Raw genomic sequence first — 16,263 nt, 5'->3', positions numbered from 1 at the left:
GATTTATAATGCAAAAATAAAAAGTAAGCAAAAGTAGAATACTCACAAATAATAGGAGGACACTGTAATGATTTTTGATCAATATCAAAGATACAGAACTTTACAGACTTTAGTGGAAAGCGTAAAGAAATATTATAATATTCAGCAACTGAACATTTTAGAGGTTGGTTCCAATGAACAATTAAATTTAGAGAGATTTTTGCCTAATGAGAACATTACTTATTCGGATTTGTCAATCCCGCAAAATATATCATTAAATGATAAATTTATAGAAGCAGATGCTACAGATTTAAGAAATATTAACGATAATGAATTTGATATTGTCATATCTTCAGATGTATTTGAACATATTCCCAAAATTAAGAGGGAAGATTTTTTAAAGGAAACAAGTAGAGTTGCAAAGCTAGCTAGTTTACATTGTTTTCCTTTTGAAAGTAAAGCAATTGTAAGTGCAGAAGCAAGTGCAAATGAATATTATAAATCTATGTTTGGTATAAATCACATTTGGTTACAAGAACATATTGATAATGGATTGCCGGATGAAGGAATGTTAAAAGATATTCTTAGTAAATTTGCTGGTGACTATTTTATGTTTGAACATGGTGACATTTTATTGTGGGAAGATATGACCAAATTGGCATCTTACACGGAATATGTTCAGGAATTATTGCCTTTAAGAAAGAGAATTGAAGATTTTTATCAGCAAAGTATTTATGTTCATGACATTGGTGAGAAGAATTATAGAAAATTTGTAGTCTTAGCGAATGATAAAAATTTATTAAATGAAGTAGAGACTACTATAGCGAACATTTTTGACAGTGAATTGCCGGAGAGATATTTAAAATTTTTATATAAGAGCATTGAAGATATACGAGCTATAGCTCAACTTCCGATTACACGTGAAAAGTTTGAAAAAAATGTGCAAGCAACACTGTATTTAGATTCTGGGAATGGGTTTAATGAAAAATTGAAAATCAATCAAGACTATAAGATTTATAATTCCAGAGGTAATATAGATATTTTCGTTGATATTAATGAGGATGTAAAAAATATTCGATTCGATCCTATTGAAGGCAGGGTTTCTGTGATAAATGGATTAAGCATAATATCAAATAATGGAGTTATGGAGTATAATATATTAAATGGATTTTGTGTTGATGATTCTATAATATTTGATAATAATGATCCTCAAATAGAAATAAATTGTGTTAGCAAATCAATAAGGTGGTTAAAAATTCAAGGAAGTATTTATGCATTCGAAGATGTTGTTGCTATTGATATTTTGAGTAAATTACGAATAATAGGAGAGAAAGAAAATAGTATAAAAGAATTAAATGAACGTGTACTTAATAAGGAAAATTATGTAAAAGAATTAAGCGATTGTATACTTGAAAAAGAAAATAATATAAAAGACTTAGAAGATTCTATGTCTGAGAAAGAAAAGAACATACAAAATTTAATTAGCGAATTAGAGAATTATAAATTACATTACAATTCTGCAATAACACAAAGAAATGAATTGGCTGCTAAGTTATCAAATACAGAAATTGCTTACAATATTATATTAAATTCAACTATGTGGAAGATAACGAAGCCAGTTAGAATAATTTTAGATTATTTAAAAAGCTTTCTAAAATCTAATAGATGTACACATATAATTTGTAAAGGGCTAAAATGTTTAAAGCAAAATGGTTTTAAGTATACTTTTGATAAAGTAAAACAAAAGTTTAAAAATGCTAAAGGTTATAATAATTATGCAAAACAAAATTTGTTGACAGATAAGGAAAAACAAATTCAAATTAACACAAAATTTTCAAAAGATATTAAGTTTAGTATAGTTGTGCCATTGTATAATACTCCTGAAAACTTTTTATGTGAAATGATTAATTCATGCATCGATCAAACCTATGATAATTGGGAACTATGTCTTGCAGATGGCAGCGATCAGGAGCATAAATATGTAAAAAAAATAGTTGCAGATTACATAAAAAAGGATAATCGTATAAAATATAAGACTTTAGAAAGAAATGGTGGTATTTCAGAAAACACAAATGAAGCTATTAAGATGGCTACTGGAGATTATATAGCACTTTTTGATCATGATGATTTATTACATCCATCAGCTTTATTTGAATATATGAAAGTTATATGTGAAAAAAATGCAGATTTTATTTATTGTGATGAATTAACTTTTGAAGGAACTTTAGATAAAATAGTTACAATGCATTTCAAGCCAGATTTTGCAATAGATAATTTAAGGGCTAACAACTATATATGCCATTTTACTGTCTTTAAATCAGATTTATTAAATACAGTAGGTATGTTCAGAAAAGAATTTGATGGTTCTCAAGACCATGATATGATTTTAAGACTTACAGATGAGGCTGAAAGTATTGTACATGTCCCTAAAATACTTTATTTTTGGAGGAGTCACCCAAATTCTGTTGCTAGTGATATAAATTCAAAAACATATGCAATTGATGCAGGAAAAAGAGCGGTTAAAGATCATTTAAGAAAGAATGGATTGGATGCAATTGTAGAAAGTTCAAAAGCATTTCCAACGATCTATAAATTTACTTATGAAATTAAGGAAAAACCATTAATTTCGATATTAATTCCTAATAAAGATAGTATTGATGTTCTTTCAAGATGTATAGAGTCTATATTAAATAAGTCGACTTATAAAAATATTGAAATAATAATAATAGAAAATAATAGTACTAATAAAGAAACTTTTGAATACTATAAAACTCTAGAAAAATATAATAATATTAAAGTTATTATATATGAAAGTAATGGCAAGTTTAATTATTCAGCTATTAATAATTTTGGGGTTAAGCACGCAAATGGTGAACATTTATTATTCTTGAATAATGATATAGAAGTTATAAGCGAAAATTGGATAGAAGAAATGCTAATGTACTCTCAAAGAAAAGATGTAGGAGGAGTTGGTGCAAAACTTTATTATCCAAATGATACAATTCAACATGCGGGAGTAATTTTAAAGCTTGGTACTCACAGATGTGCTGGTCATTGCCACTATAGGTGTTCAAGAGAAAACTTGGGATATATGGGAAGACTATATTATGCTCAAAACTTCAGTGCTGTAACAGCTGCTTGTTTAATGATGAAGAAAAGTATTTTTAATGAAATTAATGGATTTAACGAAGATTTTGCAGTTGCATTTAATGATGTAGATTTATGTATGAGAATTAGAAACGCAGGATATTTGATTGTATGGACTCCTTATGCTGAAGCATATCATTACGAATCAATTTCAAGAGGTCATGAAGACACACCAGAGAAACAAGAACGGTTTAATAATGAAGTTGCAATGTTCAAAACAATATGGGAAAAAGAAATCGAACAAGGTGACCCGTATTATAATCCTAATCTGACACTTGATAGAGATGATTTTTCAATTAAGTAATTAAAAATTGTAAAATGTAAATTATTTAATTTTTAATGTCATACTTTTTGTGACCGAAGGAATATTTAATTATTAGAATAATTATAGACTTGTAATTCTGTATACCTAAGAAGTTTATCTAATTGTAGGCTACACTATAATTAGAGATTTTCTGTTGATAGATTTAATTATCAATCAAACAAATTAAATAATGCTGGCAATATTAATTTAGCAGGAGTGATTAAATCATAAGTTTTGGTTTAGTTAAATTGAATTAAAATTGGTAATCACATTTACCTGGAATTGCTATTGACTTTTTTTGTAAATATTTCAAAAAGTTATCCACGGATTTTCACATTTTAATTACGAAAATATACTTAATTAAAAAATTTAAGAATTATAAAGGAAGTTTATGAATGAGTTGTGAAGAAACAAATATATCAAAAAAAAATATAATTATAGCTCTTTTAGGAACATTGGTTATTTTAATACTTTTTTGTGGAGCTATTTTTAATAGTTTTACGGCTAAAAAGATTACAGTCAATAAATTTGAAAATAGTAATGATGCTAATATTAAATATTGTATAGATTCTCAGGAACATGATAACATATCCAATTATGTGACCATTAAAGGATGGGCGTTTATTGACGGTGAAGAGATAAAAACATTTAATTGTCATCTAGTATTACGAGATAAAGAAAATGGGGATTGCATGGAACTCCCAACAAAACTTGTTATAAGAAAAGATGTAACAGATGCTTTTAAGGCATTAGAAAATAAGTTTAATTATGATAAAAGTGGGTTTGAGGGGAAGGTAAGTCTGAATAAGTTAAATAAACCAATATCTAATTATGAAATTTGTTTAGATTATATGAATAATAATTCAAGAATATTTTTAAAAACAGGAATACTATTGTCAGAGAAAGGTAAGTAAAGGAATGAAGTATATAGAGAATAAAATAAAATTGCTATATGAAAAGGACTATTTCCCTTTTATAATATTGGCAATAGGCATGTTAATATTCCACTTGGCAGTTAATGTAAATTTTGGCGACGATCTTTCTTTTAAAAAAGTTTTAAATGATGAAAACTTGATAGAATGGTTAAGAGTTAGATATATGACATGGTCATCACGAACAGTTATTGAGGGTGTAATGGTAATTATATTAGGATGCTCTATTTTTCTTTGGAGAATTTTGGATTCAGCCATTGTAGTTCTGCTAGCAGTATCACTTTCTAAGGTTTGCATAAAAAGCGGTTCTAGAAGTATTAATTGGATAATTGTTAGTTTGATTTTTCTCTATCCCTTTAGGGATATGAGTTCAGCAGGCTGGGGAGCAACAACCTTAAATTATTTATGGCCTCTTTCGTTTGGAATTTATTCTTTCATTATAGTAAAAAAAATATATAATAATTATAATATTAAAGGTTATGAATATGTATTGTCAACACTAGCATTAATGTTTGCAGCAAATCAAGAGCAAATGTGTGCAATTTTATTTTCCTTGTATTGTGCTTTAACCTTATATTTTTTTATAAAGCGTAAAAATAAGCGATATATAATTTTACAGACATGCATATGTTTAGTTAATCTAATTTGGATCTTAAAGTGCCCGGGAAATATTGTACGCAAGGTAAATGAGGTAGGACAATGGTTTCCGGATTATAATACACTTTTATTTATAAATAAAACTGACATTGGTTTTTCGTCATCGATGGTTCAATTTATATGTAATCCTAATAGCGTTTTTATAATATTCAGCATATTGGCTTTTATACTAACTATAATAAAATGTAGGGATAACATGTTCCGTATTATAAGTGGAATTCCACTTGGTGTCGGATTATTTTTCAGTATTTTTAGAAACAATATTGCATTATTTTTTCCTGAACTTTTAAAGATTTTAAATTATTCCAGTCAGTATGGAACAATTACAACAGATAACTTCTATTCACTAAAAAGTTATATACCTATTTTTTTATATGGAATGACAGGTATATGTGTTCTATTAGCATTATATTTTTGTTTTGGAAATAATGTTAAAACTATATTAACGATGTTAATTATATTATTAGGATTAGCTTCTCGGATAATCATGGGATTTTCGCCGACCATATGGGCTTCAGGAAATAGAACCTTCTTATTTATGTATTTTGCATTTATTATCTGTACGATAATGATATATGAAGAAATACTAAAATCAAATTTTAATAAGTTAAATTTTATTAATTGTGGAATTGGAATAGCTTCTATATTATCATTTATTAATATTATGTATACTTAAATTTATTTTAGATTTCAATTAATTTAAACAATACAGGAGGAAGATAGATAAAATGAACAAGATATCTGTAGTAGTGCCATGTTATCATGAAGAGAAGTCGTTACCGTTTTTTTATGAGAAAATTAAAAAAGTGTGTAATAAAATGGAGAGCATGGAATTTGAAATAATATTTGTTAATGACGGTTCAACTGATAGTACATTAGATATAATAAAAGAATTTGCTTACAGAGATAGAAGTATAAAATATATATCTTTAAGTAGAAATTTTGGAAAGGAATCGGCATTATATGCTGGTTTAGAAAATTCAACTGGTGATTATGTTGCAGTGATGGATGCTGATTTACAGGATCCTCCAGAATTATTAGGTAAAATGTATAGCATTTTAATAGAAAGTGATTATGATTGTATAGCTACAAGAAGAATAGATAGAAAAGGTGAACCACCGATACGTTCCTTTTTTGCAAAGTGTTTTTACAAAATAATAAACAAAATTTCCAATGCAGAAATAGTTGATGGAGCAAGGGATTTTAGGCTTATGAAGCGTAAAATGGTAGATGCTATCTTAAAAATGAAGGAATATAATAGATTTTCTAAAGGTATATTTGGGTGGGTAGGATTTAACACAAAATGGTTGGCATATGAAAATATAGAAAGAATAGCAGGGGAAACAAAATGGTCTTTTTGGAAGTTGTTTAGATATTCTATTGAAGGGATTATAGCATTTTCTACCCTTCCACTAGTAATTTCATCATTAATTGGATTAATATTTTTTATTATATCTTTAATAATGATATGTCTAATTATAACAAGAACATTTATATATGGTGATCCAGTGGCAGGTTGGCCATCATTAGTTTGTATTATATTTTTTGTTAGTGGAATTCAGTTGTTTTCTACAGGTATTCTAGGACAATATTTGGCAAAGGCTTATATGGAAACTAAAAATAGGCCAATATATATTATAAAAGAAAGTAATTTAGAGTAAGTGAGAGTAGGATGAAAGTATAGTGACTAAACTAAGGATATTATTAAATAATGAAGCAATTAAATATATAATTTTTGGAGCATTAACAACCCTTATTAATATTGTAGTTTACTTAGCTTTAAATAATATGGGCATATTATATATTACAAGCAATACAATAGCATTCATAATAAGTATAACTTTTGCATTTATAACAAATAAAATTTATGTTTTTAATTCTGATATTTGGAATATGAAAGTAGTAATAAGAGAAGGAATGACTTTCACATGTTCTAGGTTAGCATCATTTGTGATAGATACCCTATTGATGATATTATTAATAGAAATAATATGTATGAATGATTTTATATCAAAGGTTATAGTTAATGTTATTGTAATTTTTATTAATTATGTACTAAGTAAATTTATAGTATTTAAAAACAGATAATAAATATTGTAATGCAATTGAACTATTTTATGAATTTGTTAAATGAATAAATTTTCATTAATTTAAATTATAAAATATATAATTATAGGAGTTAATCAATGAAAATAACTATAATAAGACATGCAAAAGTTAATTATAAGTGGAAGTCTTTCTGTAGTTCACAGGAATTTAATAAATCATGTTATGAATATGATATTAGCCCAATAGATCTTTCAAATAAATATAGTATAAGTACAAAGCAACCGATATATATAAGTGAGTTATCAAGGTCTTATGACACTGCAAAACTAATATTTGGTTCAAATAAGTTTATAAGAATGAATTTATTTAATGAAGTTCCATTGAGAGCTTTTACTGATAAAGAGATTAAGCTACCATTAATTATATGGAGAATTTTTGGAAGAATCCAATGGTATATGAATTCTAAAAAGCAAATAGAAACTAAAAATGAAACCTATAAAAGAGCAAAAAAAACAGTTGGCTTTTTAGAAAAAAGGAATCAAGATTGCTTTATTATATGTCATGCATGTTATATGAAAGTTCTGTTAAAGGAGCTAAGATATAGTGGATATATTGGAAATCATTCAAGGATACATATTATGAATTTGCAAAAGTTTGTATTTATAAAAGAATAAATTCTTTTAAGTTAAGAAGTACACATATTTCTAATTTTACGGATAAGCTATCATATAAGTAAAGTAATTATAATTTTATTATTTAAACAAAATTATAATGGGTACAATAACAAAAATGGTCTAAATAAAAAAAGTGAAAGATACTATATTTATCAGAAGAATTATTACATCCAGATATATTTGGATTTTTAACAAACTGAACTTAATAATAGAGCATTTGGTTGTTTAAGACTATATTATAAGAATACAGCTTTAGGGGTAAGAACACACTATTCATATAGAAAGTATTTTTGTACATTATGATAAAAATGTAGACTTAAAAATTACTTAATAATTTAAAGTAAGCATTACTAACTAGTGGGTTTGGAGGATATATAGGTTTGGTGATTATATGGAGTTTTTTTGTGTTTAGTAAATCATACATAATAAGGAGAAAATTATTATGTATGTGCCTATTACAAAAAACAATGCTTTCTTCTCAAATCTTTAATTCTACATGCAAGGTAAACTATATTAACTTTATTAAGATTGAACATTTATAATAAAAACCCTAATTAAATCACTCATAACATCTACTTTATTAGCAGGTGGATATATTTCAAATGTTTCTATTTTAGGTATATCATTTAGATTTCAGCGATTTCAGTTCTTACTATTTCGTCTCCCATGAAAAATGCATGAAACTTGAGATTATTATCTTCATATTTAAATTATTTTATAGTGATAAAACTAACTTTTAGTGATGTTATTTACGTTTCAAAAATTTCATAACATCACTTTATAATAAAAAATGGTAATGTTTTCTTTTTGGAATTTTTATTATTATTTGTATGAATGAGAATATATTGTTAATATTTATGCTAATTTTAAGAATAGAGGCTTCCGTTAATTTTTTTGGATTAGATTATCTGTATTAATGAATATATTTCATCAGAAGTGAGTAAACAAGTTATTTAAAAAAATAAAAAGCAGCTGGTTTCTTTAATACAACTAGCTGCTTTGCTTATAATAGATCGGTGTATTGCTTTTTGTATATTACAATTAGTTTTATACATTCGAGTATTAGTTGAGCCCTTGGCTTATTAGAGTTTTAAGCTAATATTAGTTTAAAACTCTACCAAAATATTTCATATTTGAGGTGCTTAATTTACTTATCTTAACAACGTCACCAGTATGAGGAGCTTGAATATACATATCATATCCTATGTACATGCCTACATGAGTTGAATCTGAAACTTTATTGAAGACTAAATCCCCTGGCTTAATTTCTGCCATGCTAATAGGCTTGGCAAAACTTTGCTGTTCTTGTGATGTTCTTGGTATATTTATCCCTTTAGAATTAAAGACATACTGCATAAGCCCAGAGCAATCAAACCCTTCAGGAGATTCCCCTCCCCACAAATATGGAACTTTCAAATATTTTTCTGCTTCTTCTATAACCCCTTTAGCCTGATCTGTAATATCAGAAGGTAATGTTACAGGAATAGTGATTCCTATATCCCCAGTTAATAATGCGTTATTATCTTGTACATATTTTAAAAGAGTATCTTTTTTATCTTCTAAGTCCTTAATTTGTTTTTCAACATCATCTTTATCAGTTTGCAATTCTTCATTTTCTTTTTCTATAGTGTTTTTAATGCCTAAAAGCTGGTCTTCTGATTTTTTTGTTTCTAAAATTAAATCCTTATCGCTTGTACAAATTTGAGAAATTAAAGAAACTCTTTTTAGTGCATCTAAAATATCCCCTGAAGAAAATAAAGCATCTAAATATTGTAATGGTGTAGCTTCGAAACCTCCATTGAATTGGATACCTTTTAATCGCTCAGATAATTGGTTTTCTCTTTCGGTAAATTGTGTTTGGGTTAAATCAAGCTTGACTTGGTTATCTTTTATATCATTTTCTTTTTCAAGAATTTGTTCTTTTAATTGATTTAACTTACCCATGTTATATTCAATTTCATTATCGTATTCTTGTATGTTTTGTACAGCTTGTTCAAGTGTTAGATCATTAGGTTCGGCAAATGCTGGTACTGAGTTGCACATCGACGTAATAAGTAGTACTGAAGCCACTATTGCCGCAATTCCATTATTTCTTTTCATCTTATCCTCCTTTATGCCTACTCTCTAGATATGGTTTTTGTAAAGTAGAATAGATTATTTAATATTATCCAATAACTTATATTATACTACAAACAGTTTAGAAAATAATTGTAATTTATTAAGAATTTATTAAAATATTGAGAGAATTAATCCTAGAGTGTAATTATTTCATTTGAATTTATTAATATAGAAAAGTTTATTGGAATTTCTTGTTTTAAGCATATGATTTATAGGATATAATAATTACTAGAAGGGGGAATAAAATGTGAATTTCTTAAGGGAACTATTTAAAAAAGATATAGTTAGAAGAATTTGTGTTCTTCTTATTATTGTATTTTTTATGTATATATTAAGATCAATGCTTAATTTATTTTTACTTACATTTTTCTTTACATATATTGCATATAGCTTACAGGTAGGAATTACTAAAAGATTAGATAAGTTTATAAAAGTTAAGCCCATAATAGTAACATTATTCTTATACATATTCATGACTTCTGTTATTGTCTTTGCCAGCTACAGATATATACCAATAATTATTAGACAGTTGACAGAGATTGGTATGAAGATATCTAGATTTGATTTTAGAGATATTGGTGGGGAAGTTTTATCTACGTACATTGTACCATACTTTGGAAAGGTTGATTTCATGTCATTCTTTAGAAATTCTGAAATAAACGATTTACTGAAGTTTGATCAATTTTTAAAATATGCTTCAAATATAGGTACCTGGAGCTTTAATATCTTTGTGTCTTTAATACTAAGCCTTTTCTTTATGGTTGAAAGAGAAAAAATTAAAGAATTTTTTTCAGAGTTTCAAGATAGTAAGATTGCTATATTATATAGGTATACAAAAGATTTTGGAATCAATTTTTTAAATTCTTTTGGAAAAGTAATTCAGGCTCAAATAATTATTGCATTTGTTAATAGCATTTTATCTATTATCTCTCTTTTCGCATTGGGATTTCCACAAGTTTTAGGTCTTGGAGTTATGATTTTTTTATTTAGCTTAGTTCCAGTTGCAGGAACTATTGCATCATTAATACCTTTAAGTATAATAGCATATACGGTTGGCGGTTTTAAAATGATTCTATACATCCTTATAATTATTGCAGTTTTACATGCACTTGAGAGTTATGTATTGAATCCTAGATTTATGGCAGATAAAACTGAATTGCCAGTTTTTGTTGTGTTTATTACACTTTTAGTATCAGAGCATTTTATGGGGGTTTGGGGATTATTACTTGGAGTGCCTCTTTTAATGTTTGTATTAGATTTATTAAATATTAAACCAAGATCTAAAAATAGAAAGCATAGAAAGCTTGTGGCACTTAAGAGAAGACGTATTGATGAGTAAATTTATTCTTAAAAATTTCATAGGGAAATATCTTAGCTAGATTAAAACTATTTGTTTTAATCTAGCTTTTATTATATTAGCTAAAGGGTTTTAATAATTTTACAATCACATAATTTTCACAATACTATTTTATACTAGATAATAGTATTGTGCTTTTTTATTATAATCATTAGCAAATCAGAAAACATTTAAGATTTATGAGTGAAAAAATACTTAAACATTAAAAGGAGTGCTGATATTTCATGAAGAGGAATAAAGTTGCATATGTAATAGGAGCTTTAGTTATAATAGGAGGAGTAGCTATTATGTATAGTATAAATCAATATTATAAAAATAGTAAAATAGTAGTGGAAAAGACAGATAGTGTACAAGCTAACAAAACGAAACTCGTAATAGATACAGATAATAAGGATGTATTGCCCAAAAATTTTAGAACTACTAAGGATAAAATTGATGATGAAAAATCAAGAAATATTAACTTGACAGGATTGAGTGATCTTAATATTTCTGGTAGTGGAGCACTTTCGCAGAAAAGTTTAGCGATGGTAAAAGAAAAAATAGGTGATAAGTCTATCATAGACATTGATTTGCGACAAGAAGATCATGGATTTATAAATGGTGTGGGTATAAGTTGGTTTGGAAAGAATAATAAGTATAATAAGGGAATTAGTAGAGAACAAGTTATATCTGATGAGAACAGCAATTTAGATAAAATATCTAAGGACAAGCATATTAAGTTTGGTGAACTTCCAAAGGGAAAATCTATAAATACAATAAAATCAATTGATAATCCTGAGAGTGTAGAAACAGAGGAAGAATTGGCTAAAGGTTTAGGCATGAGCTACTTGAGAATTACAGTGACAGACCATGAGAAACCTACAGATGATCAGGTAGATTTATTTATTGAATCAATTAAGAATTTACCACAGGATACATGGATACATTTCCATTGTAGAGGAGGAGCAGGTAGGACTACGACATTTATGTCAATGTATGATATGATGCACAATGCAAAAAATGTAAGTTTTAAAGATATAATGAACCGTCAAAAATTAATCGGTGGGTCAGATTTACTAAAAGGAAAAAATAAAGATGAAGATAAATCAAGAGTAGAGTTTTTAAATATGTTTTATAAATATTGCAAAGATAATCAAGATGGATATGAAACACCGTGGTCTCAGTGGACTAAGAATAGCGGAAAGCAATAAGGCAAATGTATATAAAGTTAATTCTAATGGAAATTTTCCGTTAGAATTTTTTTATTTTAAAAATATGAATGAAAGATAAGGAAATTACTAAAAATATAATTATTATATTTAGGACGATTAAAAATTTTATTGTAGATGGAGAAGTTTAAGTGATGAATAACGATATTATAAGAATTGATGAAATAGCAAATCCAATAATAAAAAGATGGAGAATGATACTCTTAGTGACATTGGTAACGACCTTATTAGCCGTAATTATAAGCTATTTTATAATTCCGCCTAAATATTCAGCAAATACTAAGGTATTTATAGGAAAAGAAAATACAACTGGGCAGGATCAAAACTATAGCACTAATGATGTACAGATGTATCAAAAATTAATAAAGACTTATGCAGAAATAATAAAAACCAATGATTTAGTACAAAGGGCGATAGATTCAAGTGATATAAATTTAAATTCAGAAAATGTTCTTGACAATTTATCCGTTACGCCAAGAACAGACACACAAATATTGGAAATTAGTTACGTGAGTGCAAACCAAGCGTTAGCTGGAGCTGTAGTGGATTCAGTTACAAATGAGTTTATAAGATCCTCTAGAGAGTTTATACCTAATGGTAACGTAAAGGTTATAGAAAGTGTTAAAGTGCCACAAAAGCCAGTTAGTCCAAATAAAAAGATGTATATAGGAGTGGGCCTTCTGATTGGTTTGATAGGCAGCGCTGGAGCAAGTTTCTTGCTAGAGTTCTTAAATAATACCTTTAAAACTAGGGAACAAATAGAGGAGATTTTAGGGCTACCAGTTCTAGGCGTTATTCCTGACTTATTTAAAGAAGGTAAGTGATGTAAATAGACAGGAGAAGCGGAGATAGAAATCGTATTTTTTAGCAAGTAATGCTAGATGATTAAAATAAATCATCTACTCTTAAAAAATGAAGTTTATGTTAATAAATTATTTGTAAGAAACGCAGGTTGTACTTTCTGATCATTGATGTAGCAAGTAAGTTTTATTTTAGAAAGGTGTGAAATCATGTCATTACTAGAGAAAATAAAAGGCTATACACTAGAAATAATGAAACGATACAAATTAGAAGAAGCGAGGAGTTATAAAGTAGATAGAATGAAAAGTTATAAGGTAGAAAGACCAATGGTTGATAATAGAATTCACGCCGGCTTCATAGTAGAAGATAAACCAAAATCTATAGTTGCAGAAGCTTATAGAACCTTGAGAACTAACATACAATATTCTTCCTTTGATAAGGAGATAAGAACAATAGCTGTTACTAGTGCAGAAATGGCGGAGGGAAAATCAACAGTTGCGGGAAATATTGCTGCATCTTTTGCTCAAAATGAAAAGAAAGTGATATTAGTAGATTGTGATTTAAGAAAACCTTCAGTTCATAAAAATTTTAAAGTCTCAAATTTGATTGGAGTTTCTGAAGTTCTTCTTGGAAAAGCTGTCCTTGAAGAAGCAGTACAAAAAAGAAATGATAATTTCTTTTTTTTAACGTCAGGGAAGATCCCACCAAACCCATCAGAAATGTTGTCATCTTCTGCTATGAGTAACTTAATAGAAAGATTAAAAGTGGAATTTAATATAATTGTTTTAGATACAGCACCGCTTAAAGCAGTTACAGATGCACAAATATTATCAACAAAGGTTGATGGGACTATTTTGGTTATAAGAGCGGGAGAAACGAAAAGAGATGTAGTAATAGATGCAAAAAATCTTTTGGATAAAGTAGGAGCTAATATAATAGGAACAGTATTACATGCGGTAGAGAATACAAGAGGAAAATATTATTACTATTATGGAAATGATGAGGATAAAGATAACTTGTAGTGAACAAATGTTAGTTTATAATATAAGGAAAGAAAATTAGATGTAAATTCTAATTAAAATAATAAAATTTATCAGTTGTAAAAATATCATATCTGGTCTAGAATTAAGAAATAAATTATACACTAAAGAGGTGAGATTATGATAGATATTCATTCTCATATACTACCTGGAATTGATGATGGATCTAAGAATATGGAAATGACTTTAGAGATGCTAAGAAATGCAGAAAAAGATGGAACAAGAGAAATAGTTGCGACACCTCATTATCTGCTGGAGTACGGGGAAGCTACTATTAGCGAAGTTAAATTACTGGTACAAGAAGTTAACTCAATTATAAGTAAGGAAGGTATAAATATAAAAGTATATAGTGGACAGGAAGTTTATTTTAATGAAAATATAATTAATAATTATTTGGAGGGTAAAATAGGGACAATAAATGATTCAAGATATATGTTAGTTGAATTTTCAATGCATAAATTTGATGATAATATATTTGATATTCTTTATGAACTTCAGGTTAGAAATATCACACCTATAATAGCACATCCAGAAAGATATAAGCCATTTAGAGAAGATCCTTCACTTATTAATGAGTTTATTGAACAAGGATATTTATTTCAAATGAATGCAGGAAGTATAATAGGTAGATTTGGGGAAAGCATTAGGAAGACGGCACATATATTTTTGGAAAATAATATATATAATTTTATAGGATCTGATGCTCATGACATAGACAATAGAATCACTGGACTCAGAAAAGCTATTTGCATATTAAATGATAATAATACTGAAACAATAAATGAAAATATCTTTGAAGAGAGTTCTAAAAAGCTTATTAATAATGAGGTTGTAAATTTTGTTGGAAAAAAAGTTAAGATAAAGAAATCAATATTTTCATTTTTTAAGACTAAATCAAAATAATCAAGTTTCTGAAGTGACTCGAGCATAATGAATGAGGCAAGGGGGATGTTCTTCCATCTCATAGCTGTCATAAAAAAGAAAATAAATTAAATACTTGTCATAAAACGCTATATTAGCAATTAATCTTTTTATTGCTTAATATAGCGTTTATTGTGCGTTGAATCTTAGTAGAGATACAAGGTAAGATATGTAGTAAGAAATGCAGAAATATAAAATATAATACCTATAAAAGTCTATAAAGTTAAATCAACAAATAAAAAAATGTTGTCATTTATCAAAGTAAATATAAATTAAAAAGGCTAAAGTATTTAGCTGAAAATTAATTCTTATGAGGTGGTGATAAAATGCAACAAGTAAAGATTAATAAAGGAGATTTTATTTTTCGAGAAGGTATAGAACGCAGGGTTGAATATTACTTTTTTAAAAGGACTATGGATATACTTTGTTCATTAGTTGGATTAATAATCTTGACTCCATTATTTTTAATTGTTGGAATTTTAATTAGACTTGAATCCAGGGGATCTATAGTTTTTTCTCAGGAGAGAATAGGTAAGGATGGAAATGTATTTAAAATGTATAAGTTTAGATCAATGGTTATTAATGCAGAGGAGCTAAAAGAAAAGCTGTGTCATAAAAATGAGATGAGCGGACCTATGTTTAAAATCAAGGATGATCCTAGAGTAACTAAAATAGGTAAATTCATAAGAAAGACAAGCATAGATGAACTGCCACAATTGTTTAATGTTCTAAAAGGTGATATGAGTTTAGTTGGACCTAGACCATCACTTCCAAAAGAAGTAGAGAAATTTGATAATTGGATGATGACAAGGCTTAAAGTAAAACCAGGTCTAACATGTTATTGGCAGGTATCGGGAAGAAATGATATTGATTTTGAGGATTGGATGAAACTAGATATTAAGTACGTAAGAGATAGAAATACTTTAGTTGATATTAAGTTGATATTTAAAACATTCTTTGTGTTGTTTGGAGACAAGCATGCAAGATAAGTGACTTTGGCATATGGACGTGTTATTTTTTTGATTATGCCTTAATAAGGCACATTAGAAAAAATAATGAGTTTAAATCTATTGTGC

Annotated in this window: 13 protein-coding genes; 12 read left to right on the top strand and 1 reads right to left on the bottom strand. The window is 27.5% G+C overall.

Features of this window, described 5'->3' with window-relative positions:
* The first annotated feature begins 67 nt into the window (after window positions 1-67).
* From T483_RS30330 to T483_RS0100925, 6 genes are all read left to right on the top strand, one after another.
* Complete coding sequence (locus T483_RS30330; RefSeq protein WP_080696866.1) at window positions 68-3,430, top strand: glycosyltransferase; 3,363 nt, start codon at window positions 68-70, stop codon at window positions 3,428-3,430.
* A gap of 395 nt (window positions 3,431-3,825) precedes the next feature.
* A complete protein-coding gene (locus T483_RS0100945) occupies window positions 3,826-4,344 on the top strand; it encodes a hypothetical protein (RefSeq protein WP_026885123.1) in 519 nt (172 codons plus the stop codon).
* A gap of 4 nt (window positions 4,345-4,348) precedes the next feature.
* Window positions 4,349-5,695 carry a DUF6056 family protein gene (locus T483_RS0100940; protein WP_026885122.1) on the top strand — a complete coding sequence of 449 codons (1,347 nt, stop codon included), beginning with the start codon at window positions 4,349-4,351 and terminating at the stop codon, window positions 5,693-5,695.
* 52 nt (window positions 5,696-5,747) lie between these two features.
* Window positions 5,748-6,680 (top strand): glycosyltransferase family 2 protein, encoded by a 933-nt coding sequence (locus tag T483_RS0100935; protein ID WP_026885121.1) that lies wholly within the window; start codon window positions 5,748-5,750, stop codon window positions 6,678-6,680.
* A 22-nt stretch (window positions 6,681-6,702) separates the two neighbouring features.
* Complete coding sequence (locus tag T483_RS0100930; protein WP_051560258.1) at window positions 6,703-7,107, top strand: GtrA family protein; 405 nt, start codon at window positions 6,703-6,705, stop codon at window positions 7,105-7,107.
* A 98-nt stretch (window positions 7,108-7,205) separates the two neighbouring features.
* A complete protein-coding gene (locus T483_RS0100925; RefSeq protein ID WP_026885119.1) occupies window positions 7,206-7,742 on the top strand; it encodes a hypothetical protein in 537 nt (178 codons plus the stop codon).
* Between the two features lie 1,101 nt (window positions 7,743-8,843).
* Here the strand turns inward: T483_RS0100925 and T483_RS0100920 are convergent.
* On the bottom strand, window positions 8,844-9,842 hold the full coding sequence (locus tag T483_RS0100920) for an NlpC/P60 family protein (protein ID WP_026885118.1): 999 nt from the start codon (window positions 9,840-9,842) through the stop codon (window positions 8,844-8,846).
* 265 nt (window positions 9,843-10,107) lie between these two features.
* Here T483_RS0100920 and T483_RS0100915 point away from each other — a divergent pair, with 265 nt between their 5' ends.
* The 6 genes from T483_RS0100915 (at window position 10,108) to T483_RS0100890 (ending at window position 16,176) form a co-directional block, all read left to right on the top strand.
* A complete protein-coding gene (locus T483_RS0100915) occupies window positions 10,108-11,199 on the top strand; it encodes an AI-2E family transporter (RefSeq protein ID WP_026885117.1) in 1,092 nt (363 codons plus the stop codon).
* 242 nt (window positions 11,200-11,441) lie between these two features.
* A complete protein-coding gene (locus T483_RS0100910; protein ID WP_026885116.1) occupies window positions 11,442-12,407 on the top strand; it encodes a fused DSP-PTPase phosphatase/NAD kinase-like protein in 966 nt (321 codons plus the stop codon).
* A 152-nt stretch (window positions 12,408-12,559) separates the two neighbouring features.
* Window positions 12,560-13,249 carry a YveK family protein gene (locus T483_RS0100905; protein ID WP_026885115.1) on the top strand — a complete coding sequence of 230 codons (690 nt, stop codon included), beginning with the start codon at window positions 12,560-12,562 and terminating at the stop codon, window positions 13,247-13,249.
* 276 nt (window positions 13,250-13,525) lie between these two features.
* A complete protein-coding gene (locus T483_RS0100900; RefSeq protein WP_026885114.1) occupies window positions 13,526-14,248 on the top strand; it encodes a CpsD/CapB family tyrosine-protein kinase in 723 nt (240 codons plus the stop codon).
* Window positions 14,249-14,386: 138 nt separating this feature from the next.
* Window positions 14,387-15,169, top strand: a complete 783-nt coding sequence (locus T483_RS0100895; RefSeq protein ID WP_026885113.1) for a tyrosine-protein phosphatase — start codon at window positions 14,387-14,389, stop codon at window positions 15,167-15,169.
* A 344-nt stretch (window positions 15,170-15,513) separates the two neighbouring features.
* Window positions 15,514-16,176 carry a sugar transferase gene (locus T483_RS0100890; protein ID WP_026885112.1) on the top strand — a complete coding sequence of 221 codons (663 nt, stop codon included), beginning with the start codon at window positions 15,514-15,516 and terminating at the stop codon, window positions 16,174-16,176.
* The last annotated feature ends 87 nt before the right edge of the window (window positions 16,177-16,263 follow it).

It is taken from the genome of Clostridium beijerinckii HUN142, from assembly GCF_000621745.1.
In the GTDB taxonomy this organism is placed as follows: domain Bacteria; phylum Bacillota; class Clostridia; order Clostridiales; family Clostridiaceae; genus Clostridium; species Clostridium beijerinckii_A.
This window is presented reverse-complemented; position numbering and strand designations above follow the sequence as displayed.

Coding starts and splice junctions, on each gene's coding strand:
- T483_RS30330 (WP_080696866.1), top strand. CDS start 68: ATGATTTTTGATCAATATCAAAGATACAGAACTTTACAGACTTTAGTG.
- T483_RS0100945 (WP_026885123.1), top strand. CDS start 3,826: ATGAGTTGTGAAGAAACAAATATATCAAAAAAAAATATAATTATAGCT.
- T483_RS0100940 (WP_026885122.1), top strand. CDS start 4,349: ATGAAGTATATAGAGAATAAAATAAAATTGCTATATGAAAAGGACTAT.
- T483_RS0100935 (WP_026885121.1), top strand. CDS start 5,748: ATGAACAAGATATCTGTAGTAGTGCCATGTTATCATGAAGAGAAGTCG.
- T483_RS0100925 (WP_026885119.1), top strand. CDS start 7,206: ATGAAAATAACTATAATAAGACATGCAAAAGTTAATTATAAGTGGAAG.
- T483_RS0100920 (WP_026885118.1), bottom strand. CDS start 9,842: ATGAAAAGAAATAATGGAATTGCGGCAATAGTGGCTTCAGTACTACTT.
- T483_RS0100910 (WP_026885116.1), top strand. CDS start 11,442: ATGAAGAGGAATAAAGTTGCATATGTAATAGGAGCTTTAGTTATAATA.
- T483_RS0100905 (WP_026885115.1), top strand. CDS start 12,560: ATGAATAACGATATTATAAGAATTGATGAAATAGCAAATCCAATAATA.
- T483_RS0100900 (WP_026885114.1), top strand. CDS start 13,526: ATGAAAAGTTATAAGGTAGAAAGACCAATGGTTGATAATAGAATTCAC.
- T483_RS0100895 (WP_026885113.1), top strand. CDS start 14,387: ATGATAGATATTCATTCTCATATACTACCTGGAATTGATGATGGATCT.
- T483_RS0100890 (WP_026885112.1), top strand. CDS start 15,514: ATGCAACAAGTAAAGATTAATAAAGGAGATTTTATTTTTCGAGAAGGT.